We start from the raw sequence: 25672 nt of genomic DNA, 5'->3' as shown, positions 1-25672 counted from the left end.
CGAGGTCTGCAGCCCCGGGTGGCTGGCCGAGCAGGCGCGCGGCGGGCCGATCTCGGGCCGCCACCACGTGATCGTCGACCGGTTCGACTGGCCCGCGCTGGTGGCGTACTTCGAGCGGCTCGTCGCCCGCTGCACCGGCGCGGACTGGACCGAGGTCGCCACGAAGCTCAGCCGCTACGGCCTCTGGGAATTCGAGGACTACCGGCCCTGACCGGTCCACGTCAAGTCGTGCGGTAGCGTGCAGGCATGAGCGGACGGGCGATCTTCGGCGATCACTCGTACCGCTGCGACTTCTACGGTTGACGGATTCCGCGTCCGGATCCCTCTTTTTCGTCAACCGCAAGGAAACCATGTCTTCCAGCACGCGCTGGGCGCTTAAGCACATGCCGCTGACCGCTGCCGCCGTCGAAGAGGCCGCGCCCGTGCTCACCGGGCGGCGGCTGGCAATGTGCCTGCACGTCGAGCCCAAGACGGCGGCCCTGGTCACGTTGCTGGCCCGCGCCGGCGTCGAGGTCACCTTGACCGGCTCGCCCGGCACCACCCACGACGACGTCGCCGCCGCGCTCCGGGAGCTCGGGGTGGCCGTGCACACCCGCCGTGCCGACGACGAGGCCGACCACGCCCGCAACGTCGCCGCGGTGCTCGAGTGCGAGCCGGACCTCACGCTCGACAACGGCGCCGACCTGACGTTGTCGCTGCTGGCGGCCGGCACACCCGCGGGCTACCTCGGGGGCACCGAAGAGACCACCACCGGCGGCCTGCGGCTGCGCGAGGCGTCCGTGCGCCACCCGGTGGTCGTGATCAACGACTCGCGGCTGAAGCTGCTGGTGGAGAACGAGTTCGGCGTCGGCCAGAGCGTCGTGCAGGGCTTCCTCAACGCCACCAACCTGATGGTGCCCGGGATGCGCGCGGCGGTGCTCGGCTACGGGCCGTGCGGCAAGGGCGTCGCGGACACCCTGGCGCGGCTCGGCGCGCGCGTCGCGGTGTGCGACACCGACCCGATGCGGGCGCTGCAGGCCATTTTGGACGGTCACCGGGTCGGCTCGTCCGTCGACGTGGTGTCCGACGCGCAAGCGGTCTTCACGGCGACGGGTGCCCCGGGTGTCGTCGGCGCGGCCGAGCTGACGGCCCTGCCCGACGGCGCCCTGATCGCCGGAGTCGGGCACTTCGCGTGGGAAATCGACGCGGCGGCGCTGTGGAAGGCGACGGTCCGCACGGTCGAGTACGGCGCGCCGGGGCGCCGAGTGGGTCACGTACTGGCGGACGGCCGCGAGATCGTCGTCCTCGACCGCGGCCGGATGCTGAACCTGACCGCCGCGAACGGGAATTCCGTCCAGGCGATGGACCTCGGGCTCACCCTGCAGGTCCGCAGCCTGGCGGCGGTGGCCGCGGGCGGGCTCACCGCCGGCGCCCAGCCGGTGCCGGCCCCGATCGAGCACCGGATCGCCACGGACCTGGTGGCCACGCTGGCTTGACCTGGAGCGCGCTCCAGCCTCTAGCGTGAGGACACGCCGACCACACGTCAGGAGCACGTTCCATGGAACTCGGTTTCCACCTCCCCATCTTCGACATCGACGGCGGGACCACCGCCATCGCCGGCGAGCTCGCCCGCGTGGGCGCCGCGGCGGAGGAGGCCGGGGCGACCTGGCTGTCCTTCATGGACCACTACTTCCAGATCGAGCCCACCGGCCTGCCCGCCGAGTCGAACATGCTGGAGGGCTACACGACCCTGGGCTTCCTCGCCGCGCACACGTCCCGGATCGAGCTCGGCCTGCTCGTCACCGGCGTCACCTACCGGCACCCCGGCCTGCTCGCGAAGATCGTCACCACCCTGGACGTCCTCTCGGGCGGCCGGGCCGCGCTGGGCATCGGCGCGGCCTGGTACGAGCGCGAGCACCGGGGGATGGGCGTGCCGTTCCCGCCGGTCGCCGAGCGGTTCGAACGGCTGGAGGAGACGCTGCGGATCTGCGGGCAAATGTGGGACCCGGCGGCCAACGGGCCGTTCGACGGCAAGTACTACCAGCTCGCCGAGACGCTCTGCTCGCCCCAGCCGATCAGCAGGCCGAAGGTGCTCATCGGCGGCAGTGGGGAGCGCAAGACGCTGCGGCTCGTCGCGCAGTACGGCGACGCGTGCAACCTGTTCGCATCTTCGCCTTCGGATGTGGAGCACAAGCTGGACGTGCTGCGCCGCCACTGCGACGACGCCGGCCGCGACTACGACGCGATCCGCAAGACGGTCCTGGCCAACAACCCGCGTCCGACGCCGGAGACCCGCGACGACTTCGTCCGCGCCATGGCGGACTACGCGAAGCTCGGGATCCAGCAGGCGATCGTCACACCGACGACCGGCTCGCCCGCCGCGTGGATCGAGGGAATGGCCCCGGCCGTGTCGCAGTTGGCTTCGCTGGGCTGAAGCTTTACCTCCGGATAACCCGGGCTCTGGTAGTCAGGAAGCGGCCGGTGGACCGCCGGCCGCTTCCGTGTGTCCACTGTGGACTCCTGTGGGTTGTTTTCCTCTTGTGGTGAACCGTTCCCGGCGCGGCGCCGTGTGCCGTGGTGAGGTGGCGACCAGAGAGGAGGGGCTCGATGCCCCACGCACGCAGTACCGGACGACACCGCAAACCGGCGACGATCGGGCTGGTCGCGCTGCTGGGAGTCGCGGGGGCGACCGCGACGGCGATCGCGCTCAGCGGCCCGGCGAGCAACGCGGCCACGGAAAGCTGCGGCGGCCTGGACACGGCGCTGCAGAACAACCTGACGTTCATCGCGGGCCAGCAGGCCGCACCGGACGCGCAGTCGGCGGCGAGGATAGCCAACCGCCAGGCGGTGGTGAACCAGATCCAGCAACGCCGGGCGGCAGCGGGCTGCGGCGGCGCGGTGGCGGCGAACGCGGTGGCGGCCCAGTGTGCGGCGGTCGCCCGGGAAGGCGAGAAGGCGGCGGAAGCCAAGGGCGCCGGTAAGGCCGGGAAGGCCGCGCGGCAGGGCAAGGCCGCCGGGAAGGGCGCGGCGGACGAGAACGGCATGGCCGCCGGAAATGGTGAGGCCGGCGGTATCGCCGCTGCGAACGGCGCGGCCGACCAAAACGGCATGGCCGCAGCGAACGGTGCGGCGGACGAGAACGGCATGGCCGCCGCGAACGGCGAGGCCGACCAGCAGGAGGCCGCCGACCAGGGCGCGGCCGCCGCCGGCGACGGCAAGGCCAAGCAGAAGAACAAGGCCGCCGGGAAGAACGCCAAGGCCGAGCAGGACGCCGCCGCCCAGGATGCAGCGGCCGCTCAGGCCTGCGGCGTGGTCGAGCAGTGCGTGGCCCAGGCCGCGGGGGCCGCCGACGCCAACGGCATGGCCGCCGAAAACGGAATGGCCGACCAGAACGGCGCAGCCAAGCAAAACGGCGCGGCCAAGCAGAACGGCATGGCCGATCAGAACGGTATGGCCAACCAGCAGGGCATGGCCAACCAGCAGGGTGCGGCCGACCAGAACGGCATGGCCGATCAGAACGGTATGGCCAACCAGCAGGGCATGGCCAACCAGCAGGGTGCGGCCGACCAGAACGGCATGGCCGACCAGAACGGCATGGCGAACCAGCAAGGCATGGCCGACGAGAACGGCAAGGCCAACGAGAACGGCGCGGCCGACCAAAACGGCATGGCCGCCCAGCAGGGCGAAGCCGCCCAGAACGCGGCCGCCGGCCAGAACTGCGCCACCGTCCTCGACTGCGTCGCCAAGGCCACGGCCGATTCCGCCGCCACCGCCGACCAGCAGGGCACGGCCACCGCCCAGAACGGCAACGGCCAGCACAAGGCCAAGGGCAAGAACAAGAAGGCCGCCGAGCAGGCAGCCGCCGTCGCGGTCGCCGAAAAGTGCGTCGCCGCCGGCAACCAGGAAGGCACCGCAACCGCCACCGGCACTGCGGCCGCCACCGGTACCGCGACCGCTACCGAAAGCGAGTCCGCCACCGCCGGCAAGTGAGACCAGGAGGGTGTGCACCGGTGGCGGGCCGGTGCACGCCCTCCGTCGCACGATCCGGTGACCGGCGGGAACTCCGGCCCACCGCCGTTCGTTCACCGATCGAAGCGCAGTAACCTGGAGCGCGCCCAGACGACCGACGACAGCACGAGGCTTCAGTGACCACCGATCCGGCGGCCGACGATCTGCGGGAGGCCGCCGACGAGCTCGCCGTCGCCGGGCAGCTCCCGCGGTTCCTGCTGATGTACAAGTTCGCCATCGAAGAGCTGATGACGAAACTGCGGATCCTCAGCGAGGAATTCGACTTCGTCCACCAGCACGATCCGATCGAGCACATCACCAGCCGGGTCAAGCGGCCGGAAGCCATCAAGGAGAAGGTCCGCCGCCGCGGGCTGGGCGACGACTGGGTGGCCGCCGCGCACGTCCTCGACGACATCGCCGGCATCCGCGTCGTCTGCCCGTTCGTCTCCGACGTGCACGAGGTCGCCCGGATGCTCACCGCGCAGGACGACGTCGAGCTGTTGCGTACCAAGGACTACATCGCCCGGCCGAAACCCAACGGCTACCGCAGCCTGCACCTGATCGTCCGGATCCCGGTGTTCCTGTCCGACCGCGTCGAAAAAGTCAAGGTCGAGGTGCAGCTGCGCACCATCGCGATGGACTTCTGGGCGGCCGTCGAGCACAAGCTGTCCTACAAGTACGCCGACCGAGTGCCGGACGACTTCGCGGGCGAACTCGCCGCCGCGGCCCGCACAGCCGCCGACCTCGACGCCCGCATGGCCGCGCTGCACGAGCGGATCCGCTGAGGCGTGCCGAACGGTCAGGTCTCGGTCTGGGTGCCGATCCTCGAGGACAGGCTGGCCTGGCGGGAGAAGCGGCTCGCCATCGCCGTGGACTTCCTCATCACCCTCAACGCCTGGCGCGAGCTGGCCGTCGACTCCTGGCGCGAAGCCCGCCGGGACGGGCAGGCCGCCGATGCCACCGTGAGCCGGCTTCACGACGCGGTGACCCGGATGAGCGACCAGCTCGCCGAGATCAAGCTCGTCGGAACCGAACGGATGCGCACCGCCGCCGCGGACGCGGTCGACGCCCTGCTCGAGACGTCGACGGCGGCCCGCGAGTCGCTCGACGGCTTCGAAACGGCGTCGCTGCGGCTGTCGGCCGTCATCCACGGGCTCCGGGAGACCTTCCGCGCCGAGCTCGGCATCCCGGACGGCCGCTGACTCACGGAGCCAGCGCGTCGAGCAGGATGCCCAGCCCGAACTCGAACTCCGCTTCGTGGTCGCACACCGCCAGGTACGGCGCCGCCGCCGACACGGCCGGGAGCCCGGATCCGGTCAGCTCGGCGAGCCGGCCCGGGGAGGCGGTCGCGCTGAACGTCGGGGCCGCGTCGACCTCCCGCATCAGCGTTCCGATCAGGAACGCCAGCACCGCGCGCAACCCGTGCACCGCGCGCTCCGGCGGATAGCCCGCCGCGAGCAGCGGGCCGAGGACGGCCTCCACCGGCGCCAGCGCGGTCATCGACGCCAGCTGCCGGGTCAGCACGAGCGGCGCCGCCCGCGGGTGGCCGAGCATCGCGTCCCGGAACCCGTGCGCCAGGCCGGACATCGTCTCCCGCAAGCCCCCGCCGGGAACCGGCGCCGGGATCGCCGCCAGCAGCACCTCGGCGACGCCGTCCAGCAGGGCGTCCTTGCCGTCGACGTGGTTGTACAGGCTCATCGGGTCGACGCCCAGCCGCCGCGCGAGCTTCCGCATGCTCACCGCTTCGAGACCCTCTTCGTCGACGAGCGCGAGCGCCTCCCGCAGGATCCGCTCCCGCGACAGGCCGCCGGCCTCCTTGGGCGGCCGCCCGCGCCGGCCCGTCACGGCGTGAGCACCGCGGGCAGGACCTCGTAGCCGCGCAGGATCCGCGTGTCGCGGCGCCGGCCACCCGGCAGCACGCGCAGCCCGGGGAACCGGTCGAAGATCGTGCGCAACCCGATCTCGCCCTCCATCCGCGCCAGCGACGCCCCCAGGCAGTGGTGGCGCCCGGCGCCGAACGACACGTGGTCGCGCGCACCGTCCCGCGTGACGTCGAACGTGCCGGGGTCGGCGAACACGCCGGGGTCGCGGTTCGCGCCGGCCAGCACGGTGGTCACCAGCGCCCCGCGCGGCAGCGGAACGCCCGCGACCTCGGTGGCCCGCGTCGCCAGGCGCCCGGTCAGCAGGACCGGCGGGTCGTACCGCAGGACCTCCTCGACGGCGTTGCCCCACAGCTCCGGCCGCTCGCGCAGCACCGCGAGCTGCCCGGGATCGCCCGCCAGCAGGGCGATCCCGCTGCCGAGCAGGTTGACCGTCGTCTCGAACCCGGCCGCCAGCACCAGGCCCGCGGTCGACTTGAGCTCGGTCTCGGTGAGGCCGACACCCTCGTCGCGGGCCGCGACGAGCTTGCTGAACAGGTCCTGGCCCGGGTGCCGGCGCAGGTGGTCGAGGTGTTCGCCCAGCCAGGCGTCGAACTCCGCCAGCGCGGTCTCGACGTCGCGGAACGTGCGCCAGCCCAGGCCGAGGTCGAGGCTGGGCGCCGCGGCCGCCCCCAGCGACAGCACCTTGCCGAGGTCCGACGGCGGGACGCCGAGGATTTCGCTGATCACCGTCACCGGGAGCAGCCCGCAGTAGGACTCGACGAGGTCGAGCGGGCGGCTCGGGTCCAGCGCGTCGAGCAGGCCGTCCGCGATCTCCTGGACGCGGCCGCGCAGCTGCTCGACCGCGCGCACGGTGAACACGCCGGTGACGAGCTTGCGGTACCGCGTGTGCTCGGGCGGGTTGACGGCGAGCAGCGACGGCGGCCGCACCGGGTGCAGGTGCTCGCCCGCCGACCACTCGACGAGCCTGCCGAGCGGCGAGCCGTCGGAGCCGATGACGCCCACGCGGAAGTCGTCGCTGGAGAGCACTTCCCGGACGGCGGCGTGCGTGGTGGTCATCCAGCCGAAGCGGGTGCGGGCGAGCGGGCCCGCCGCGCGGATCTCCTCGAACAGGCCGGTGAGGTCGCGCCCTTCGGCCGCGGCGACCACCATTCGCCCCTGCAGGTCGCCGCGCCGGGCTTCGCGGCGCAGCACGGTCCGGGGGAGTGCGTGGCCCAGACCCCACCTGATCACCGGCTTGGCGCGGGCGAGGGTTCCTTCGAGCACGGCGTCCCCTTCCATCGGCGTGCCTACAGTGTAGGTTATCGTCGATTACCTACATCGTAGATTCAAGGAGCGCGATGAGCGAGTTCGACATCCCCGGCCCGGAAGTCCTGGCGGCGCGGCAGAAGCTCGTGCTCGACCACTTCCGCGACGAGGTCGCCCAGGACTGGGACGCGACCCTCTCGACGTTCCCGCACCCGCACTACGAGGTCGTCGCGACGATGACCGTGCACGACGGCGACGGCGCCGTCCGCGGCTACTACCACGACACGCGCACCGCGTTCCCCGACCAGCACCACGAGCTGATCGCGTTGCGCCACAGCGCCGACGCGGTCGTGGTCGAGTTCTGGCTGCTGGGCACGCACCTCGGCCCGCTCGGCGCGATCCCGGCGACCGGATCCCGCTTCCGCGTCCGCATGACCGCGTACTTCGTGTTCGACGCCGAGGAGAACCTCGTCTGCGAGCGCATCTACTTCGACACGCTGTCGATGCTCAAGCAGCTGATCGGCGGGGTGGACAAGAAGAACCCGAAGAACTGGCCGCTGCTGCTGCGGGTGGCACGGGGCTTCCTGGCGATGGCGGGGGAGAAGCCGGACCCGCGGCTGACGGAGACGACGGAACCGGTGCTGCGGGCCGGCTGAGCACCGCCAGCACGTTGACCGCGACGATCACCGCGATCGCCGCCCACGCCGGCGCGTCGAGGCGCTGGCCGAGCACGACCCACCCGACGAGCGCCGCCAGGACCGGGTTGACGCTCATCACCGTGCCGAACACCGAGGCCGGGACCCGGCGCAGCGTCAGCAGGTCGGCCAGCATCGGCACGGCCGACGACAGGACGCCGGCGGTCACCGCCGCGAGCACCGCGCCGAGGTCGGGCCGGTGCGTGATCATCGCGAAGACGCCGACCGGCACGTACGCGAGCCCCGACACGCCCGCGGCGGCCGCGGAGCCCGCGACACCGGGGATGCGCGCGCCGACCGCGCGGTTGAGCAGGATGTAGCTCGCCCAGCATCCGGCGGCGAGCAGTGCCAGGCCGATGCCGAGGTAGTCCGTGCTCGGCCGGGGCCGCACCAGCACCACCACGGCGGCCGCCGCGGCCAGCGCGCCCAGCAGGTCGCCCCGCCGCCGCGACCCGGCCAGGGCGACGGTGAGCGGACCGAGGAACTCCAGCGTGACGGCCAAGCCGAGGCCGACCCGGTCGACCGCGCTGTAGAGCGAGAGGTTCATCGTCCCGAACACCAGCGCCAGTGCCAGCACGAGCCGCCACTGGGCGGCGGTGAACGCGCGCAGGCGCGGCCGCGCGGTCGCGAGCAGCACCACGGCCGCGACCCACTGGCGGACGGCGACGACGCCGGCCGGCCCGAGCTGGGGGAAGGCCAGGGCCGCGACCGACGCCCCCACCTGGTTGGACAGCCCGCTGCCCGTCATCAGCACCGCGCCGCGCCAGCGCCTTTCGCTTGTCATGCCTCGACTATCGGCCCCGCCGGCGCATACGCAAAATGCATCCGACACGTCGGCTATACGCTGGACGTATGGATGGTTCGCTGGAGCTGCGCCACCTGCGGCACTTCGTCGCGGTCGTCGACAGCGGGAGCTTCACCGACGCCGCGATCGAACTCGGCGTCTCCCAGGCGACGGTGTCGCGGACGCTGCTCGCCTTGGAGGGGATCCTCGGCGTCCGGCTGCTGCACCGCACCAGCCGGAGCGTCGAGCCGACCACGGACGGCGTCACGGTCCTCGCCAGGGCCCGGCTCCTGCTGGCCGACGCCGAAACGCTGGTCCACGAGGTCACGACCGGCCACACGCGGCTGCGGCTGGGGCACGCGTGGTCGGCGCTGGGCAAGCACACCGCCGAGTTCCAGCGGCGCTGGCACGACCGGTACCCGGACGTCGAGCTGCAGCTCGTCCGGACCAACACCGCGACCGGCGGGCTCGCCGAGGGCCGCTGCGACCTGGCCGTCGTGCGCACCGCCGTCGACACGCGCCGCTACAGCCACGCGCTCGTCGGCCGCGAACGCCGGTGCGTCGCGCTCGCCTCGGACGACCCGTGGGCGCGGCGCCGCGCGATCCGGTTCGCCGAGCTGGCGGAGCGGACGCTCGTCGTCGACCGGCGCACCGGCACCACGACCCCGGACCTGTGGCCCGAAGGCGCCCGGCCGGCGGTGGAGTACACCCACGACATCGACGACTGGCTGGCGGCGATCGCGACCGGCCGCTGCGTCGGCGTCACCCCGGAGGCGACGGCGGCGCAGTACCGGCGCGACGGCATCCGCTACCGGCCGCTGCGCGACGCGGACCCGGTGCCGGTCCGGCTGATCTGGCGCCACCACGACGCGCACCCGGCGACGCACCTGGCCGCCGCCCTGCTGACGGAGCTCTACCGCGGCTGAGTGCGCGCCGGAGCGAGCAGGACACCCAGCGCGATCAGCTCGGTCAGCGCCATCCCGCGTTCGACCAGGCCGAGCGGGATGAGCGTCCACCAGCGGCCGCCGTCGACCGCGGCCACCACGACCGCGCCCAGGATCACCGCGAACCAGCCCAGGGACGCCATCGCCAGTACCCGGGCCAGCCACCGGCGGCCGGCGGAGTCCGGGAACGCCGTGCGGGCCGCGACCAGCACCGCGAGCGGGAGCGCGACGAACGCCACCACGCTGGCGATCCGGTGCAGCGTGCCGCCGAAGTCCGCGCGCGAAACCGTCGCCCAGTCCGGCTTGGGGAAAGCGACGATGACCAGCAACCCGACCGTCCACAGTGTCCCCAGCAGGGCGGCGGGCACGGGCAGCCGCCGCTGGCTGTGCAGGACGGCGAGCCCCGCCGCCGAGCCCAGCGCCACCAGGATCACCGCGAGGTCGAACACCCACTTGTGGTCGGACAGGCCGTATTCGCTGATCGTGCGGCGGGTCGCGCTGATCTCGTCGGTCGGCGGGATGACCTGCAGCAGCAGCACGAGCGCGGCGCCGACCACGAGGGCGGCGATGCCGCTCAGCGAGACCGCGAGCGACGTCCGTCGCGCAGGGACCGTGACCATGAACCGACAGTAGCCGAGCGCCGGTTGAACTCCCGGTGAAATGTCCTTTCGGGCGGCCGATGGTGTGAGAGCGGGGTGAAGGCTGTACGACTTACGGCGGTTACCGTAGCCGGTTTTCGTCCATTACGGTCACTCGCTACCGGTACGTCCGTGCTGTGCCGGCCTCGGTCAAGGAGGTCTTTGCCTGTGGGGAATTCACCAAGAAGACTGGTGCTGGCGGCTTCGGTCGTGGCGCTGGCGGCGGCGTTCGTCGCGTTACCGGCCGGTACCGCCGGCGCGGCCCAGAACATCCTGCGTGCCGACAAGTCGGTACCACGCTCGTGCTTCGCGAAAGTGCAGCCCAAGGGCACCGCGGGCGTCGATCGCCGCGAGCTCACGTCCACTGTGGACGGACTGGTGCAGGCCCGGCTGAAGCCGGTCCCCGGCACCGAAGGCGACTGGGACGTCGCCGTGTTCGACAAGGCGACGGGCGCGGTGGTCGCCGCCTCCACGGCGTTGCGCACCCACGAACTCGCCGAAAGCTTCGTGAAGAAGGGCCAGGAGCTCGTCGTCCAGGGCTGCCGCTACGGCGGCCCGGCCGGCCAGGCCCAGCTCGGCGTCGACTTCCTCGCGCTCACGCCGCAGGGCACGCCGACCACCGTGCAGAAGGCGCAGCTGGTCCGCGTCGAGACGCCGACGCGCGCCGACAAGAACAAGCTGACCGCGCTCGGCCTCGACGTCACGGAGAAGGGCGACGCGACCGGGGTCGAGGTCGTCCTCGCCGACGACGCGGACCGCCAGACGCTCAAGAACAGCGGGTTCAAGTCGAAGGTCATCGAAGCCGATCTGTCGGCCAAGTCCGTGCAGGACGCGAAGACCGACCGCCAGTACGCCGCGACCACGGCCGCCTCGGCGCTGCCGTCCGGGAGCACGAGCTACCGGCACCTCTACGACTACAACTACGAAATGAAGGAGCTGGCCCGCAAGAACCCGGGCCTGGTCTCGGCGTTCACCATGCCCGAGCCGACGTGGGAAGGCCGCGACGTCGTCGGGATCGAGATCGCCACCGACGTCAAGAACGTCACCGACGGCAAGCCGGTCAACTTCACCATGGGCGTGCACCACGCGCGGGAGTGGCCGGCGGGCGAGCACGTCATGGAGTGGGCGTACGAGCTGATCAACGGCTACTCCCGCGACAACGCGATCCGCAGCCTGGTCGGCAAGACCCGCAACATCGTCGTGCCGATCATCAACCCGGACGGGTTCGAGATCTCCCGCGAAGCCGAGCCCAAGGGTGACTTCACCCGGTTCGACTACGAAATGAAGCGGAAGAACTGCAACGTCAACGACTCGCCGGCGCAGTACTCCACCGGAGTGTGCAAGGCCAACCCGGCCGGCCGCCTGCGCGGCACCGACCCGAACCGCAACTACGGCGGGTTCTGGGGCGGCAACGGCGCCGAGATCGCCTGGAGCGGCGACACCTTCCGCGGGTCCGCGCCGTTCAGCGAGCCCGAGGTCCGCAACGTGCGCTCGATCGTGTCCTCGCGCCAGGTGACCAACCTGCTGACGATGCACACCGTCGCGGCGCTCGTGCTGCGCCCGCCGGGCGTGGCGGACGTCCGCCCGCCGCTGGAGGAGCCGGCCTACAAGGCGCTCGGCGACAAGCTGGCCTCCCGCAACGGCTACGTCAGCGAGCCCAGCTGGGCGCTGTACGACACCACGGGCACCACCGAGGACTGGTCGTACTGGGCCACCGGCGGCTGGGGCTTCACCATCGAGGTCGGCGGCAACGGCTTCCACGGGCCGTACGCCGACAGCGTCGTGGCCGAGTACGAGGGCCTGGCCCCCGCGGCCGGGGCGGGCAAGGGCGGCAACCGCCAGGCGTTCCTGGACATGCTGGGCAACGCGGCCGACCCGCAGCAGCACTCGACGCTGATCGGCTCGGCGCCGAAGGGCTACCAGCTCAAGCTGCACAAGACGTTCCAGACGCCGACGTCGCCGGTGATCCAGCCCGACGGCTCCACCAAGCCGCCGATCTACATCACCGACGACCTGAACTCGAAGCTGACCACCACCGGCGGGCGGTTCGCCTGGTCGGTCAACCCGTCGACCCGGCCGTACGTGGCCGGCCGCTACGGGCGCGACCCGCAGGGCCCGGCGCAGCAGGGCTTCGCGGTGGCCAACCCGCCCGGTGTCCCGCCGATCAACCAGAACTACCCGGCGGACGCGACGGCGGAGAGCTTCACCTTCCACGTCGACGGCCTGCCGAAGGTGGACAACGGCAAGTTCAGCGTCAACATCAACTGGGCGAGCACCGCGACCGACTGGGACCTGTTCGTCTACGACGCGGCGGGCAACCTGGTCAGCTCGTCGGCCAACGGCGGCACGACGTCCGAGCACGCCGTGCTGTTCGACCCGCCGGCCGGCGACTACAAGGCCGTGGTGGTCAACTACGACCAGGCCGACCCGAACGCGGTCGACGACTGGACCGGGGACGTCTCGTTCGCGTCGCCGATCCCGCCGACCTACGGGACCAAGGAGGCCTACCAGCTGACCTGTTCGTCGCCGAAGGGCCAGCTCGTGGGCGTCGCGGACGTGTTCGTCGACCGCGGCCAGACGGTCGACGTCGGTGAGGTCTGCACCCGTTCCGCGCACGCTCAGAAGCAGCGCGCTTCGGGCGGCGTCCGGTAGATCGGTTCACGGTCGCCTGGTGAAGGCCTCCTCGCTGCGGCGGGGAGGCCTTCACGGCGTTACGGCGAGGGTCGCGCCCAGTGCGACGAGGATCGTGCCCACGACGCGGTCGAGGGCCGGTTTCGCGCGGGCGTACCAGCGCCGGGTGGCGGGGGAGGAGAACAGCAGCGCCACGCTCAGGTGCCACGCCGTGGACGCGACGACGATCAGCGCGACCGCGGCGGCCTTGACCGCGGTGGGTTCGGTGGGCGGCAGGGCGGCGGTGAGGACGCTGCCGAAGAACGCCGCGGCCTTGGGGTTGGTCAGGTTGCTGACCACGCCCCGACGGAAGTGGGCCACGCGCTCGCGGCCGCCGGGCTGGTCCGGCAGTGTGTTCGCGGGTTCCGCGGCTCGGGGGTGCGCCGGTGGCGCCTCGGGTTCCAGGTCGCCGGGCCGGTCCCGGTTGTCGTCGGGGAGCGGGTCGTCTTGCGCGCCGGGCCGACCCCGCCTGTCGTCGGCGAGCGGGTCGTCTTGCTCGCCGGGCCGGCTCCGATTGTCGTCGGGGAGTGGGTTGTCTTGCTCGCGGGGCCGGCCCCGCCTGCTGTCGGCGAGCGGGTCGTCTTGCGCGCCGGAACCCGTTGCCAGCGCCGGCGCCCGCCACCACAGCCGCACGCCCAGCCACGCCAGATACCCGCCGCAGAGCACGCGCAACGCCGTCGCCAGCCAGGGTGTCCGGGCCAGCACGCTCCCCAGCCCGAACACCGCCACGGCGGCCAGCACCCCGCCCGCCGCGACCACCCCGAGCGCGACCGCCACCGCCGCCCGGCGCGTCCCGGCCGCGGCCGTGTGCGCGATGAGCAGGAAGTTCGGCCCCGGCGAGATCGCCGCCGGGAGGTAGGCCAGCAGCACGGTTCCCAGCGTGGCGGCGGCGTTCACAGCGGACAGCCTGACATGGCGGCCGGCCGTCCCGCCGGTCTCACGCCGCCCGGCCGCCCCCGCCGACCACCTGGTCGCGCATGGTCCGCAGCGCCTGGTGGTCCACTGTGGACGGATCGGCGGCCAGCCATTCGCCGATCTCGTGCAGGAACTCCTCCGGCGTCATCGGCGCGGCGGGCAGGTCGCCGGGGTCGGCCGTGGTCAGGTCGCCGCTGCGGCTCGGGTACACGATCATCGCCCCGCGCAGCGCCACCCCGGGCAGCAGGTCGCGGTAGGCGGCGAGGCTCTCGGCGAGCCGGCTGCCGCCGCCGCGGAACGGGCGGCCGTTGCGCAGCAGCCTGCCGTCCTCGGCCGTCTCGTAGTGCCCCGGCAGCCACAGCTTCGACTCGATGAGGACCAGGCGTTTCCCGCACAGCACGGCGTGGTCGACGTCGGCGAACACCGAGCCGGGCCAGGCGAGGCCGTGGAAGATCCGCGCGCCGGGCAGCCGGGTCAGGTAGGTCTCGAGCAGGTCGGCGGTGAGCCGCTCGGCCAGCTCGTCGCGTTCGGTCCCCGGCGTGCCGAACACGGTGCGGCCGCCGAACTCCTCGGCGTAGGCCTCGCGGGCCCGGTTCGCCCGCAGGTAGCCGCGGGCCAGGCGCTGGACGAGCAGTGCGGTGCCGGCGGTGAGCAGCAGCCAGACGATGAGCACCGGCGTGCTGAACCCGACGCCGGTGACCAGCGGCAGCAGCACCAGCACCATCCCACCCACCGCGGCGACCACCGGCGTGTGCCCCGGCCCGCGGCGGCGGCCGTGGCGCATCCGGGTGTCCTGCCCGGCGAAGTGCCACCAGCTCAGGTCCTCGGCGTCGAGTTCGGGCAGGTCGGGGACGAAGCCGGGTTCGTCGCCGAAGCGCCGCCGGGGCCGCGGCCGGGCCGGGACGGGCACCACGGTCGCGCCACCGGAGTCGTAGCGCGCGCGGGCGATGGGGTCGCCCAGGACCTCGTAGGCCTCACGGAGCAGGCGGAACGTGCCGACGGTGCCGCCGCCGTCCGGGTGCATGGTCTTGGCCAGCCGGCGGTAGGCCGTCTTGACGTCGGCCGCCGTGGCGTCCCGGCGGATGCCGAGCACCTCGTAGTAGTCGACGTCGGGCACGCGGGCGGTCACCTCCGGATGGCTGCGCGAAGACTTTATGGGACGCGGTTTCCCGGTCTCGCACCGCCTCTTCGGCGCGTCGGGGTGATGGTCCTCCGGCGAAGTCGCGTGACGGGGTGCCGGGCTGGGCTTCCGGTGCGTTTGCCGTGGTCCGTGAGTGTCCATTTCGGACCGTGTGTCACCCGGAAGTGTTGCCGCGACGGGGTTTCCGGGCGTGTTGGTGACTTTTCGTAGCGGGGATTCACCTGAAGAGACGCGAACACGTGTTCGACTCGGCGGGTATCGTGGAGGCATGTCCTCCCACAGACGTGACGGGCCCACCGCCACCCCACCTCGGCAGCGGGTCCGTCACCCCCGTCAGCGCTCGCGCAGCAGGAAGCGCTGGAGCTTCCCGCTCGCGTTGCGCGGCAGCGCGTCGATGAACCGCACCCGGCGCGGGTACTTGTACGGCGCCGCAACGGCTTTGGCGTGCTCCTGCAGGGCGTGCACGACCTCCGGGCCGGGGGTGACGCCCGCGCGCAGCACGACGAAGGCGGTCACGACCGCGCCCCGGTCCGGGTCGGGCGTGCCGACCACCGCGCACTCCTCGACGTCCGGGTGGCCGAGCAGCACCTCTTCGACCTCCGGAGCGGCGATGTTGTAACCGGAGGAGACGATCATGTCGTCGCTGCGCGCCACGAACCGGAAGTAGCCGTCGGGTTCGCGGACGTAGGTGTCGCCGGTGATGTTCCAGCCGTCCCGGACGTAGTCGGCCTGCCGCGGGTCCTCGAGGTAGCGGCAGCCGGTGGGGCCCTGCACCGCGAGCAGGCCGGGGGTGCCGTCGGGTACCGGGGTGCCGTCGACGTCCAGGACGGCGGCGCGGAACCCGGGGACGGCGGTACCGGTGGTGCCCGGGCGCGCGGCCTCGTCGGCGGCGGAGATGAAGACGTGCAGCATCTCCGTGCTGCCGATGCCGTCGATGAGCGGGCGTCCGGTGACGGCGCGGTACTGCTCGGCGACGGCGGCGGGCAGCGCTTCGCCGGCGGAGACGGCGCGGCGCACTCCGGCGAGGAGGGCGCCGTCGCCGGAGCCGAGGATCGCGCGGTAGGCGGTCGGCGCGGTGAAGAGCACGGTCACCGCGTGCTCGGCGACGATCGAGGCCAGTTCCTTGGGCGTGGCGCGCTCGACCAGCAGCACGGACGCGCCGGCGTGCAACGGGAAAACCAGCAGGCCGCCCAGGCCGAACGTGAACGCGAGGGGAGGGGTACCGCAGAAGAGGTCGTCGGCGGTGGGCCGCACGACGTGGCGCGAGAACGTGTCGGCGATGGCGAGCAGGTCGCGGTGGAAGTGCATCGTCGCCTTGGGTGATCCGGTGGTCCCGGAGGTGAAGGCGAGCAGCGCGACGTCGTCGGCGGCGGTGGGCACGTCGGCGAAGGTGGCCGGGTGCCGCGCGCAGCGTTCGTCCAGTTCGCTGCCGTAGGCGACGACGGGCAGCCCCGGTGGCAGTTCGTCGAGCAGGTGCTCGTCGCACAGGGCCACGGCCGGCCGGGCGCGGTCGACGATCTTGTCGAGCTCGTGGCGCCGCAGCATCGGCATGGTGGCGACGGCGACCGCCCCGGCCTTGAGCACGCCCAGCCAGCAGGCCGCCAGCCACGGGGTGTTGGTGCCCCGCAGCAGCACGCGGTTCCCCGGGACGACCCCGAGTTCGGTGGTGAGGACGTGCGCGATGCGGTTGGCGCGGGCGCGGACCTCGCCGTAGGTCCACGTCTCCCGGAGCGACCGCAGGCACGGCCGGTCGGGGCCGAGGCGGTCGATTGCGCCGTCGAGCAGGGCGGTGGCCGCGTTGAGGCGGTCCGGGTAGTGCAGCTCGGGCAGGTCGAACACGAGCCGCGGCCACTGCTCCGCCGGCGGCAGCCGGTCGCGGCAGAACGAGTCGGTGTGCGCGCTGGGAGAAAGCCTCATCGCAACCCCTCGGGTCGACCTGCACCACGAGGAACGTAGCACTCGTTGCGACCGTCGAGAAGACGCGATGTCGGATTGATGACGGTAGCGACGCAAGTGCAATGTGCGGGGTGTGTGGTCAGCCGCGGGCGTCGGCGGGGACGGCCGTCGCGTCGTCGTGCGCCGGGGGCCGGGCGCGGGCGAGGGGGATCGCGCAGCCGAGCGCGAGTGTCGCGGTGGAGGCCCAGAACAGCGCCGCGACCCAGGCACCGCGGGCGGTGGCGAGGCTCAGCGACGGCGAGATCGCCGCGCTCGCGAACGCCCACGCGGGCAGGGGCACCAGCGCGAACACCCCGAGGGCGATCCGCCGCCACGGCGCGCCCCGGCCGGCGATCGCGTAGCCGCCCGCCATGCCGAAGAGCGGCAAGGCGAGCGCGCCGCCGCCGAGGCCGTCGCTGAACGGGACCTGGCCGGCGGCGATCGTCGCGACCACGTCCGGCGAGACGATCACGGCGATCGGGAACGCCAGCGGCGCGACGACGAGCCACCGGTGGCGGCGCGTGTGCCACGCCCAGCCGAACAGCGCGCCGGTGACGACGCCGGGCAGCAGGATCTGGACGAAGGTGCCGTACCAGTGCACGGCGGACTCCGGCCCGGCGACCTCGACCATCAGGCCGCGCAGGCCGGCGGCCCAGGCCAGGCCCGCCGCGCCACCGGCGGCGAGCGGGCCCGCGGCGCGGCTCATCGCGCCATCGCGTGCCGGGGCGCGCCGCTGAGCAGCAGCCCGAGCCCGACGATGGTCAGGAGGACGAGCCCGCCGGCGAGGAGCCGGGCCCACGTCGGGGCGTCGACGAAGAAGGCGGGAAGGGCGAGCAGCGCCGACAGCGCCCGCGAACCGGCAACGGCGAAGTGCCCGGCGCGGTTGCCCCGCCAGGCCGGCACGGCCGCGGCGAGGGTGACGAGGCCGAAGACACCGCCGAGGATCACGACGATGGCGGGCGGGGCGTCGTCCATGTCGAGGCCGGCGACACCGACGAGGTCGGCGAGCCCCAGCACGACGCAGATGACGTAGCCGGTGGTGTAGACGGGGGTGCGGGTCATGGTCTCCTCCTGGGTTTCGAACCGGCTCCCAGCCTGAGCCGGCGCAACCTCCCGAACCACGACGCGCACCCACCGAGCACTCACCGTTGACCGGCCGAACCCGCCGGCGGTGGGTGGCGCTTCACCCGGCGCGAGGCCGGGCCCGCAGCGACCGGTCGTGAGTGAAACAGGGTTTCTCACTCACGACCCGCCCGGACCACCTCCAGGACCGCCTCGAAGCCCGGCGGGTTCATCGGCGGCAGCCGCGCGTCGAGACGGCTCAGCAGCTTCTCCCGCTCCTCGCACAGCCGCGCCGCCAGGGGCTCGTCGCCGTCCGACACCGCCAGGCCGGCCAGCCCCTCCAAGCACCACGACAGGTACATCGGGTTGCCGATCCGCCCGAACAGCTCGCGGCTCTCCGCGAACAGCGCCCTGGCCCGCTCGACCCGCCCGTCCGCCAGCTCGACGTGGCCCAGCTGGGTCGTCGACATCGCCGTCGCCCACAGGTCCTCGTACCGGCGGGCCGATGCGAGCGCGATCACGCTGGTCTCGCGGGCCGCCTCGAGGTCGCCCGTCAGCATCGACAGGTGGCCCAGGTGCGCGAGGAGCTGGTCGGCCGTGTGGTCGTCGCCGCGGTCGCGGTTGAGGCGTTCGCACTCCCGCAGCGCTTCGCCCGCTTCCTCGTAGCGGCCCATCAGCTGGGCGTTCGTGCCCAGGCCGCGCAGCGCCTCCGCCACCCGGCTGCGGTCGCCCATCGCTCGGGCGACCGAGACCCCCTCCCGGCCGAGCTCGCGCGCCCGCTCGTGCAGGCCCGCGTGCATCGCCTGCCACGCCAGCAGGGTCAGCGCGTCGGCGAGGTCCCGGTCCGAGCCGGCCGCCCGGGTCTCCGCCAGGCCGCGCTCGGCCAGCTCGATCGCCTCGCCGGTGTGGCCGGTGAAGAACCGCGCGTACGCCGTCCCGATCAGCGCGGCCGCGTGCCCCGCCCGGTCACCCGACGCCTCGGCCAGCGCGAGCGCCTCCTCGTGGTCGGCGAGGGCGTCGGCGTAGCGGTCGACCAGCCGCGCGAGCACGCCCCGGGTGTTGAGTGCCGTCACCAGGCCGGTCCCGGTTCGCCGCGCGAGGCCGACGAGCTGTTCGCACCACGCCGTCGCCTCTTCGAACGCCGAGATGCCGGTCGCCATCCGCGCCGCCCCGGCCAGTGCGGGGAGCCGGTCGGGTGCGTCGCCGGGGAGGGCGAACACCGCCGCCGCCGCGCGAACGCCTTCGTGCAGCAGGCCGTGGTCGGTCCAGAAGCCCGACAGCGCGAGCCACAGCCGGAGCGCGGCGGCCGCGTCCCCGCGCTCGACGGCCCGGTCGAGCGCCGCGCGCACATTGTCCTTTTCGGACTCGACCGCCGCGGGCTCCAGGCTCGCGAAGAACTCGATGTGCCGTCCTACGGCGGCGTCTTCCTCGCCGCGGTCGCGCAACCGCTCGAGCCCGTACTCCCGGATCGTCTCGAGCATGCCGAGGCGCCCGTCCGGCCCGGTCGTGACGAGGCTGGCGTCGACGAGCTCGGTGAGCGTGTCCAGGTCGTCGACCGCGGCCAGCGGGCACCCGCCGGCGAACACCGACAGCGTGCGGAACACCGCCTGCGCCGCCGGCGACAGGAGCTGGTAGCTCCAGCCGATCGCGTCGCGCATGGTGCGCTGCCGGTCGGGCAGGTCGCGCGGGCCGCCGACCAGCATCGGCAGCCGGTGCTCGAGCCGGTCGAGCAGGACGCTCGGCGGCAGCACCCGGGTCCGCGCCGCGGCGAGCTCGATCGCCAGCGGCAGGCCTTCCAGCCGCCGGCAGATCCGCGCCACGGTCTCGTCGGCTTCGAGGGACACGCCCGCGGCGGTGGCGCGCTCGGTGAACAGCCGCACGGCCGGGGCGTCCGGCCGGCCCGACTCCAGCGGGGCGATGCGGTAGTCCCGCTCGGCGCGCACGCGCAGCGGCACCCGGCTGGTGACCAGGACCGTCACCCCCGGGCACGCGCCGAGCAGCGCCACCACGTCGGCGCCGGCGTCGACGAGGTGCTCGAAGTTGTCGAGCAGCAGGATCGCCCGCTTGTCGCGGAACGCGGCGGCCACGCGGTCGGCGACCGGGAGCGGCCCGCGTTCGTCCAGCCCGGCCTCGTGCGCGATCGCGGGGAGGACCTGCCCGGGATCGCGCAGGGGCGCGAGATCGGCGAAGAGCGCGCCGTCCGGGTAGCGCGGGCGGACCGTCTCGAAGACCTCCAGCGCGAGGCGCGTCTTGCCGACGCCGCCGGGACCGGTGAGCGTCAGCAGCCGCGTCTCGCCGCGGTCCAGCAGCTCGACGAGCGCGGCGGCCACTCCCGCCCGGCCGATCAGCGGCGGCAGCAGCCGCGGCGGCCCGGGCGTGGGTGACGGTGGCGGTCCGGCCGGGCGGGCGGCGGCCAGCAGCGCGGCGCGGTCCGCTTCGGCCAGCGCGAGGGCGTCGGCGAGCAGCCGCACCGTGTCCAGCCGCGGGATCCGGCGCGGGTCGCGTTCGAGGTCGCTGACGGCGCGCGGGCTCACCCCGGCGCGCTCGGCGAGCGCCTCCTGGGTCAGGCCGGCGGCCAGGCGCAGCCACTTGAGCAGGGCGGAAAAGCTCACGGCCTTGAATCGTCGCGGACCCGGCGAATGTGTCAAGCCGACGGTGAGCGAACGTCGTGGTCCCGTCCGCGCCCGGACGCGAGGCTGGCCGGCATGACACCCGACGAGATCCGGGCGCGGGCCCGCAGAATCACCGAAGAGCTGTTCAACCAGGGCGACCTCGCGGTCATCGACGAGCTCGTCGACCCCGCGTACGTCCAGTACCTCGCGGTCGAGGACCGCACGACCGGCGTCACCGAGCTGGCGGAGTTCGTCGCGGAGATCCGGCGCGCGTTCCCCGACCTGCGCGCGCACACCGAGCAGCAGGTCGTCGACGGCGACACGCTGGCCCAGCGGCTCACCGTCACCGGCACGCACAGCGGCGCGGCGTTCGCGGGGCTGCCGCCGGCGACCGGTGCCCGGCTGCGGGTGAACGTCGTCGACATCTACCGCGTCGGCCCGGCGGGCCGGTTCACCCAGCGGTGGACGCTCTGGGACGAGCACACCTTCCGCCTCCAGCTGGGGTTGGCGTCATGACCGCGGTGCCGCGCCTGGCGAACAAGCTCGCGGTGGCGCTGTACCGCCGGGGGCTCGGCCGGACGGCGAAGCGCCGGCCCGTCCTGCTGCTCACCGTCGCCGGCCGCCGGACCGGCAGCCCGCACACGGTGCCGGTCGCCTACTTCGACCACGACGGCGGCTACCTGGTGGCCGCGTCGGCGGGCGGCGCGAAGCGCGAACCGCAGTGGTTCCGCAACATCCGCGCGGCGGACGACGCACAGGTACGGGTCGGCGACCGGGCGCGCGACGTCGACGTCCGGATCCCGGACGCGGCCGAGCGCGACCGCTTGTGGCGGGACGTCGTCCTCCGCCGGGCGCCGTTCTTCGCGGACTACGAGCGCAAATCCGGGCGGACCATCCCGTTGTGCCTGCTCACCCCGTCCGGGGTTTCGTAGGGCGCCCGCGTGGTAGCCCCTGGGCATGGTGAGTGTCGGCTACTTCCTGTCGTCCGAGGAGTTTTCGCCGCGTGAGCTGGTCCGGCAGGCCCGGCTCGCGGAGTCCGCCGGGTTCGAGCGGCTGTGGATCTCCGACCACTTCCACCCCTGGCTGGACGAGCAGGGCAACAGCCCGTTCGTGTGGTCGGTGCTCGGCGCGCTGAGCGAAGTCACTTCGCTGCCCGTCTCGACCGCGGTCACGTGTCCGATCGTCCGCCTGCACCCGGCCGTCGTCGCACAGGCCGCCGCGACCGCCGCCGTGCAGTTCGACGGGCGGTTCGTGCTCGGCGTCGGCACCGGCGAGGCGCTGAACGAGCACGTCACGGGCGAGCAGTGGCCGCCGCCCGCGGTGCGGCTGGAGATGCTCGAAGAAGCGATCCACGTCATCCGCGAGTTGCACACCGGCAAGGAGGTCGACCACCGCGGCCGGTACTACACGGTCGACCACGCCCGGCTCTACACGCTGCCCGACGAGCCGGTGCCGATCTACGTGTCGGCGTTCGGCCCGGCGGCCGCCGGCCTCGCGGCCCGCGTGGGCGACGGCTTCTGCACGGTGCAGCCCGACGCCGATCTGGTCCGGAAGTACCGCGAAGCGGGCGGCGGCGGCAAGCCGGTGCAGGGCGGCCTGAAGGTGTGCTGGGCGGAGTCCGAAGAGGACGGTGTCCGTACCGCGCACAGCCGGTGGCGAAACGAGCTCCTGCCGGGCAAGCTGCCCTCGACGCTCCCGACCCCGGCCGACTACGCGGCGGCGTCCAGCCTGGTGACCGAGGAGATGGTTCGCGAGCAGTTCCCGTGCGGCCCGGACGCCGACCGCCACGTGGAAGCGGTGCGCGAGTTCGCCGAGGCCGGGTTCGACGAGGTGTACGTCCAGCAGATCGGCCCGGACCAGGAGAAGTTCTTCGAGGCGTGGCGAACGCAGGTGCTGCCCCGCCTCTGACTCAGGGTGCGACGGTGGCGTCCGGCTGGTTCGCCCGGCGCAACGCCTCGGCCACGAACCCGTTCGCCTTCAGCTCTTCGACCAGCTCGCGCAGGAACGCCACCGTCGCCGGGGCGCGGTCCGGTGACGTCCCGACCGCCTGCTCGATCTGCATGAACCGCTCCGGGATCACCCGCGTCCCCGGGTGCGCGGCGGCGTAGGCGGTGATCGGCTGGCGGATCCCGGCGGCCGCCTCCAGGCTCTGCTCTTCGAACACCGCGACGCCGTCCGAGCCGCGCACCACCGTCGCGTGCTCGAGGGTCCGGGTCAGGAACAGGTCGTAGGCCGAGCCCTGCTTCACGCCGATCCGGACGCCCGGCCGGTCGACGTCCGCGGGGGAGGCGAACGCGGAACCTTCCGGAACCGCGTACACGCCTTCGATGACGACGTACGGCGCGGTGAACGCCACCGAGGCCGCCCGCGCCGGCTCGATCGCGAGGAAACACAGGTCGGCCGCGCCCGAGGTCAGCGCCTCGAACGACTTGCGGGCCGCGTCGAAGCAGGCGAACTCCACCGGCACGCCCAGCCGCGCGGCCACTTCGCGCGCGATGTCGACGGTGACGCCGCCGGGCGAGTCCGGCGTGCCGTGCGCGAGCACGGGATTGCCGAGGTTGATGGCGGCGCGCAGCACGCCGGTCGGTGCGAGGTCGGCGGCGAGGTCTCCCATGACCGGCGAGGGTAACGGCGGGGGCCGCCGGAGGAGGGGCGAATGTTGCTCACGCCACCGGCGGCTCGTCCGACGTCGTCAGCTCGAAGGCCGTCTCCTGGTGGTAGACCTCGCCCGGGCGCAGCACCGTGCCCGGGAAGTCCGGCCGGTTCGGCGAGTCCGGGAAGTGCTGCGCCTCCAGCGCGAACCCCGTGAAGGGATCGCCCAGGTGGTTGCCGGAGTAGAACTGCAGGCCGGGCTCGGTCGTCCACATCGTGAGCAGCCGCCCGGACGACGGCTCCCAGGCGCGGGCGGCGAACGGCGAACCGTCGTCGAGGACCCAGTTGTGGTCGTAGCCGCCGCCGATCGCCAGCTGGGGGTCGGGGTCGCCGAGGCGGGCGCCGATCGCCGTCGCGCGGCGGAAGTCGAACGGCGTCCCGTCCACCGGCGCCGGGGCGCCTGCCGGGATCAGGTCCTCGTCGACCGCGCAGTAGCGGCTCGCGGCGATCGCCAGGGAGTGGTCGTGCACGGTCCCGGCGCCGGCCAGGTTCCAGTAGGTGTGGTTGGTCAGGTTGACGACCGTCGGCGCGTCGGTGGTCGCCCGGTAGGTGATGCGCAGCCGGTCGTCGAGCCGGTAGGTCACCTCGGTGGTGAGCCGGCCGGGGTAGCCCTGGTCGCCGTCCGGGCTCACCAGCGTGAGCCGAACGCCGTCCGGAACTTCGGAAGCGGCCCACACGCGCGTGTCGAACCCGGCGGGGCCGCCGTGCAGGCTGTTCTTCCCGTCGTTCACCGGGACCCGGTGGAGGACGCCGTCGAGGGCGAACGCGCCGCCGGCGATCCGGTTGGCGTACCGGCCGATCACCGCGCCCAGGAACACCCGCGCCGCGCCCGGCCGGTTGTTGTCGAGGTAGCCCCGGAGATCGGGGTAGCCGAGGACGACGTCGGCCGGACGGCCGGAGCGGTCCGGCGCTTCGAGCGACTGGACGACGCCGCCGTAGTCGAGCACGCGGACGGTGATCCCGGCCCGGGAGAGGGTGTACCGGTGGACGTCGGTGCCGCCGGCCCGGCCGAACAGCTCCCGCGTGAGTTCGGTGCGCGTCATCGAGGGCCCTCCCCATTGTTAGCGCTAACAGCATGGGGGAGGAGGTACCGCACGGTCAAGGGGTCACCGCTCGCCCGGCGGCTCCGCCTCGAGCAGCCGGCGCGCCCGCAGCGTCATCTGGATCTCCAGCCGCTGCGCCGGATCGGCCAGCCGGTCGCCGAAGAGGTCGCTCAGCTGGCTCACGCGGTAGCGGACGGTCTGCGGGTGCACGCCCAGCGCCTGCGCGATGTCCGGCGTGTTCCCGTTGTGCTCCAACCAGCTCAGCAACGTCTCGGCGAGCCGGACCTGCTGCTTCGCCGTCAGGTCCGCGAACGGCGCCAGGGTCTTCGCCGACAGCTCGTCGAGCAGGAACCGGTCCGCCAGCAGCCAGTGCGTCGCCAGGTGGTCGGCCGTGTGCGTGACCGGGCGGTCGCCGACCACGCCGCGGCGCACGAGGTCGAGCGTGCGCCGGGCCCAGAGCGCCGACGTCGCCGCGTCGGCCGGCCGGACCCGCGGCCCCACCGCCGCGCGCCAGCCCGGCAGCCGGCCTTCGAGATCCCGCAGGTCGCGGTCCGGGTTGGGGGTGAGCAGGCAGGGCTCGGTGCCTTCGAGGTCGAGCAGGACGTCGTCGGCGACCTGCGGGGCCGGTGTCAGGTGCTGCTCGTCCCGCGGGTCGAGCGCGACGACGGTGACCCGCTCCGGCATGGTCCACTTCGCGGCCTTCGCCATCGTGGAAAGGGTCGCCGGTGAGGACGGCGGGGTGGCGAGGAGGAGTTCGAGCAGCCGCCGCCGTCGTCGTTCGAGCGTGCCGGTCGCCATCGCCTGCGCCAGGGTGTACCCCTCGACCGAGTACGACGAAATCTCGTCCACGTAAGCGAAGATCGCTTCCGCGCCGACGCACAGGACGGCCGCCGGGAACCGGTGGGCCTGGCCCAGCTCCGCGACGTACCGCCACGCCGCGCGCCCGCCCGCGCGGTAGGCCGCCTGCAGCGAGTTCAGGCTGCCGCCGTCGTGGTGGACGCGCTTCCCGACCTCCCGGAACAGCTTCGGCCAATTGTCCTCAGTGGACGGCAGGCCGTCGATGCTGTCGATGCAGCTGAGGACCGCCTGCTCGATCGCCAGCACGATCATCTTCCCGAACTCGCCTTCGAGGGGCTTGGCGTACTCGGGCACGGCCCGCTGGATCTCCTCGAGGATCCGCCGGGACAGCGGATCGGCGTGCGGCCGGAACCGCCGCGCGAGCTCGGTGGGCAGCGAGCACCACAGCTGCCGGGCGCGGCCGGTGCCGCGGGGGTGCGGGACGGTGATCGTCCGGGTCATGGGCACCCCTTTCCGCGTCGGCGCGGACGCCATGTACTCACACGGAAACGCCGATTGGCAACCGCCTTCCCCGCGCCCGGACGCGGTTCTGTCACGCGGGGACCAACGTGCGCGCGCGGATTTGTCACCCGTCCGACAAACGGCGGAACACTCATCCCCGCAAGGGT

At 73.2% G+C, this 25672-nt stretch carries 24 protein-coding genes and 1 pseudogene; 12 read left to right on the top strand and 13 right to left on the bottom strand.

Annotated features, from left to right (window positions below):
- Positions 1–22: 22 nt before the first annotated feature.
- The 6 genes from AB0J40_RS18160 (at position 23) to AB0J40_RS18135 (ending at position 5189) form a co-directional block, all read left to right on the top strand.
- Entirely contained in the window at positions 23–211 is a 189-nt protein-coding gene (locus AB0J40_RS18160) for an Imm8 family immunity protein (RefSeq protein WP_364454743.1), read from the top strand.
- Between the two features lie 139 nt (positions 212–350).
- Entirely contained in the window at positions 351–1475 is a 1125-nt protein-coding gene (locus AB0J40_RS18155) for an adenosylhomocysteinase (protein ID WP_364454074.1), read from the top strand.
- Between the two features lie 62 nt (positions 1476–1537).
- Positions 1538–2413: an LLM class F420-dependent oxidoreductase gene (locus AB0J40_RS18150; protein ID WP_364454072.1), complete on the top strand. Its 876-nt coding sequence runs from the start codon at positions 1538–1540 to the stop codon at positions 2411–2413.
- A gap of 173 nt (positions 2414–2586) precedes the next feature.
- On the top strand, positions 2587–3969 hold the full coding sequence (locus tag AB0J40_RS18145) for a hypothetical protein (protein ID WP_364454069.1): 1383 nt from the start codon (positions 2587–2589) through the stop codon (positions 3967–3969).
- Between the two features lie 155 nt (positions 3970–4124).
- Positions 4125–4772 (top strand): GTP pyrophosphokinase family protein, encoded by a 648-nt coding sequence (locus AB0J40_RS18140; protein WP_364454066.1) that lies wholly within the window; start codon positions 4125–4127, stop codon positions 4770–4772.
- Between the two features lie 3 nt (positions 4773–4775).
- A complete protein-coding gene (locus AB0J40_RS18135; RefSeq protein WP_364454063.1) occupies positions 4776–5189 on the top strand; it encodes a hypothetical protein in 414 nt (137 codons plus the stop codon).
- Position 5190: 1 nt separating this feature from the next.
- On the opposite strand, the gene AB0J40_RS18130 is transcribed toward AB0J40_RS18135, so the two are convergent.
- Positions 5191–5832: a TetR/AcrR family transcriptional regulator C-terminal domain-containing protein gene (locus tag AB0J40_RS18130; RefSeq protein WP_364454060.1), complete on the bottom strand. Its 642-nt coding sequence runs from the start codon at positions 5830–5832 to the stop codon at positions 5191–5193.
- A complete protein-coding gene (locus AB0J40_RS18125; protein ID WP_364454058.1) occupies positions 5829–7133 on the bottom strand; it encodes a cytochrome P450 in 1305 nt (434 codons plus the stop codon). Before AB0J40_RS18125 ends, AB0J40_RS18130 begins: the two co-directional genes overlap by 4 nt.
- Positions 7134–7207: 74 nt before the next feature.
- Between AB0J40_RS18125 and AB0J40_RS18120 the strand changes: the two are divergent.
- Positions 7208–7573, top strand: a pseudogene (locus tag AB0J40_RS18120) (ester cyclase); the annotation flags it as partial.
- A gap of 49 nt (positions 7574–7622) precedes the next feature.
- Here the strand turns inward: AB0J40_RS18120 and AB0J40_RS18115 are convergent.
- A complete protein-coding gene (locus tag AB0J40_RS18115; protein WP_364454055.1) occupies positions 7623–8594 on the bottom strand; it encodes an EamA family transporter in 972 nt (323 codons plus the stop codon).
- Positions 8595–8662: 68 nt separating this feature from the next.
- On the opposite strand from AB0J40_RS18115, the gene AB0J40_RS18110 reads away from it, so the two are divergent.
- Entirely contained in the window at positions 8663–9520 is an 858-nt protein-coding gene (locus AB0J40_RS18110) for a LysR family transcriptional regulator (protein ID WP_364454053.1), read from the top strand.
- Here the strand turns inward: AB0J40_RS18110 and AB0J40_RS18105 are convergent.
- On the bottom strand, positions 9508–10158 hold the full coding sequence (locus AB0J40_RS18105; RefSeq protein ID WP_364454051.1) for a DUF998 domain-containing protein: 651 nt from the start codon (positions 10156–10158) through the stop codon (positions 9508–9510). The genes AB0J40_RS18110 and AB0J40_RS18105 overlap by 13 nt on opposite strands.
- A 210-nt stretch (positions 10159–10368) precedes the next feature.
- On the opposite strand from AB0J40_RS18105, the gene AB0J40_RS18100 reads away from it, so the two are divergent.
- Complete coding sequence (locus tag AB0J40_RS18100; RefSeq protein ID WP_364454049.1) at positions 10369–12828, top strand: M14 family zinc carboxypeptidase; 2460 nt, start codon at positions 10369–10371, stop codon at positions 12826–12828.
- A gap of 51 nt (positions 12829–12879) precedes the next feature.
- Here the strand turns inward: AB0J40_RS18100 and AB0J40_RS18095 are convergent, their stop codons facing one another.
- The 6 genes from AB0J40_RS18095 to AB0J40_RS18070 all read right to left on the bottom strand — a co-directional run bounded on the left by AB0J40_RS18095 (position 12880) and on the right by AB0J40_RS18070 (position 20511).
- Complete coding sequence (locus tag AB0J40_RS18095; RefSeq protein ID WP_364454047.1) at positions 12880–13743, bottom strand: LysE family transporter; 864 nt, start codon at positions 13741–13743, stop codon at positions 12880–12882.
- A gap of 40 nt (positions 13744–13783) precedes the next feature.
- A complete protein-coding gene (locus AB0J40_RS18090) occupies positions 13784–14878 on the bottom strand; it encodes a DnaJ domain-containing protein (RefSeq protein ID WP_364454044.1) in 1095 nt (364 codons plus the stop codon).
- Positions 14879–15235: 357 nt separating this feature from the next.
- Positions 15236–16819 (bottom strand): AMP-binding protein, encoded by a 1584-nt coding sequence (locus AB0J40_RS18085; RefSeq protein WP_364454042.1) that lies wholly within the window; start codon positions 16817–16819, stop codon positions 15236–15238.
- 118 nt (positions 16820–16937) lie between these two features.
- Complete coding sequence (locus AB0J40_RS18080; RefSeq protein WP_364454040.1) at positions 16938–17543, bottom strand: hypothetical protein; 606 nt, start codon at positions 17541–17543, stop codon at positions 16938–16940.
- The gene (locus tag AB0J40_RS18075; protein WP_364454037.1) at positions 17540–17899 is read right to left on the bottom strand and encodes a hypothetical protein; all 360 of its coding nucleotides are present in this window, start codon (positions 17897–17899) and stop codon (positions 17540–17542) included. Before AB0J40_RS18075 ends, AB0J40_RS18080 begins: the two co-directional genes overlap by 4 nt.
- Positions 17900–18075: 176 nt before the next feature.
- Positions 18076–20511: a helix-turn-helix domain-containing protein gene (locus tag AB0J40_RS18070; protein ID WP_364454034.1), complete on the bottom strand. Its 2436-nt coding sequence runs from the start codon at positions 20509–20511 to the stop codon at positions 18076–18078.
- 93 nt (positions 20512–20604) lie between these two features.
- On the opposite strand from AB0J40_RS18070, the gene AB0J40_RS18065 reads away from it, so the two are divergent.
- Genes AB0J40_RS18065 through AB0J40_RS18055 form a run of 3 tightly spaced genes read left to right on the top strand, consistent with a single transcriptional unit; the run spans position 20605 to position 22419 of the window.
- Positions 20605–21027: an ester cyclase gene (locus AB0J40_RS18065; RefSeq protein WP_364454031.1), complete on the top strand. Its 423-nt coding sequence runs from the start codon at positions 20605–20607 to the stop codon at positions 21025–21027.
- Positions 21024–21443 (top strand): nitroreductase family deazaflavin-dependent oxidoreductase, encoded by a 420-nt coding sequence (locus AB0J40_RS18060; protein ID WP_364454029.1) that lies wholly within the window; start codon positions 21024–21026, stop codon positions 21441–21443. The genes AB0J40_RS18065 and AB0J40_RS18060 overlap by 4 nt, the downstream gene beginning before the upstream one ends.
- Before the next feature lie 25 nt (positions 21444–21468).
- Positions 21469–22419 (top strand): TIGR03557 family F420-dependent LLM class oxidoreductase, encoded by a 951-nt coding sequence (locus AB0J40_RS18055; RefSeq protein ID WP_364454026.1) that lies wholly within the window; start codon positions 21469–21471, stop codon positions 22417–22419.
- A gap of 1 nt (position 22420) precedes the next feature.
- On the opposite strand, the gene AB0J40_RS18050 is transcribed toward AB0J40_RS18055, so the two are convergent.
- The 3 genes from AB0J40_RS18050 to AB0J40_RS18040 form a co-directional block, all read right to left on the bottom strand.
- Positions 22421–23125 carry a transporter substrate-binding domain-containing protein gene (locus AB0J40_RS18050; protein WP_364454024.1) on the bottom strand — a complete coding sequence of 235 codons (705 nt, stop codon included), beginning with the start codon at positions 23123–23125 and terminating at the stop codon, positions 22421–22423.
- Between the two features lie 49 nt (positions 23126–23174).
- Positions 23175–24206, bottom strand: coding sequence for an aldose epimerase family protein (locus AB0J40_RS18045; RefSeq protein WP_364454021.1), 1032 nt, complete (start codon positions 24204–24206; stop codon positions 23175–23177).
- A 63-nt stretch (positions 24207–24269) separates the two neighbouring features.
- A complete protein-coding gene (locus AB0J40_RS18040) occupies positions 24270–25505 on the bottom strand; it encodes a helix-turn-helix domain-containing protein (protein ID WP_364454019.1) in 1236 nt (411 codons plus the stop codon).
- Between the last annotated feature and the right edge of the window lie 167 nt (positions 25506–25672).

Source organism: Amycolatopsis sp. NPDC049691, assembly GCF_040675005.1.
GTDB lineage: Bacteria > Actinomycetota > Actinomycetes > Mycobacteriales > Pseudonocardiaceae > Amycolatopsis.
This window is presented reverse-complemented; position numbering and strand designations above follow the sequence as displayed.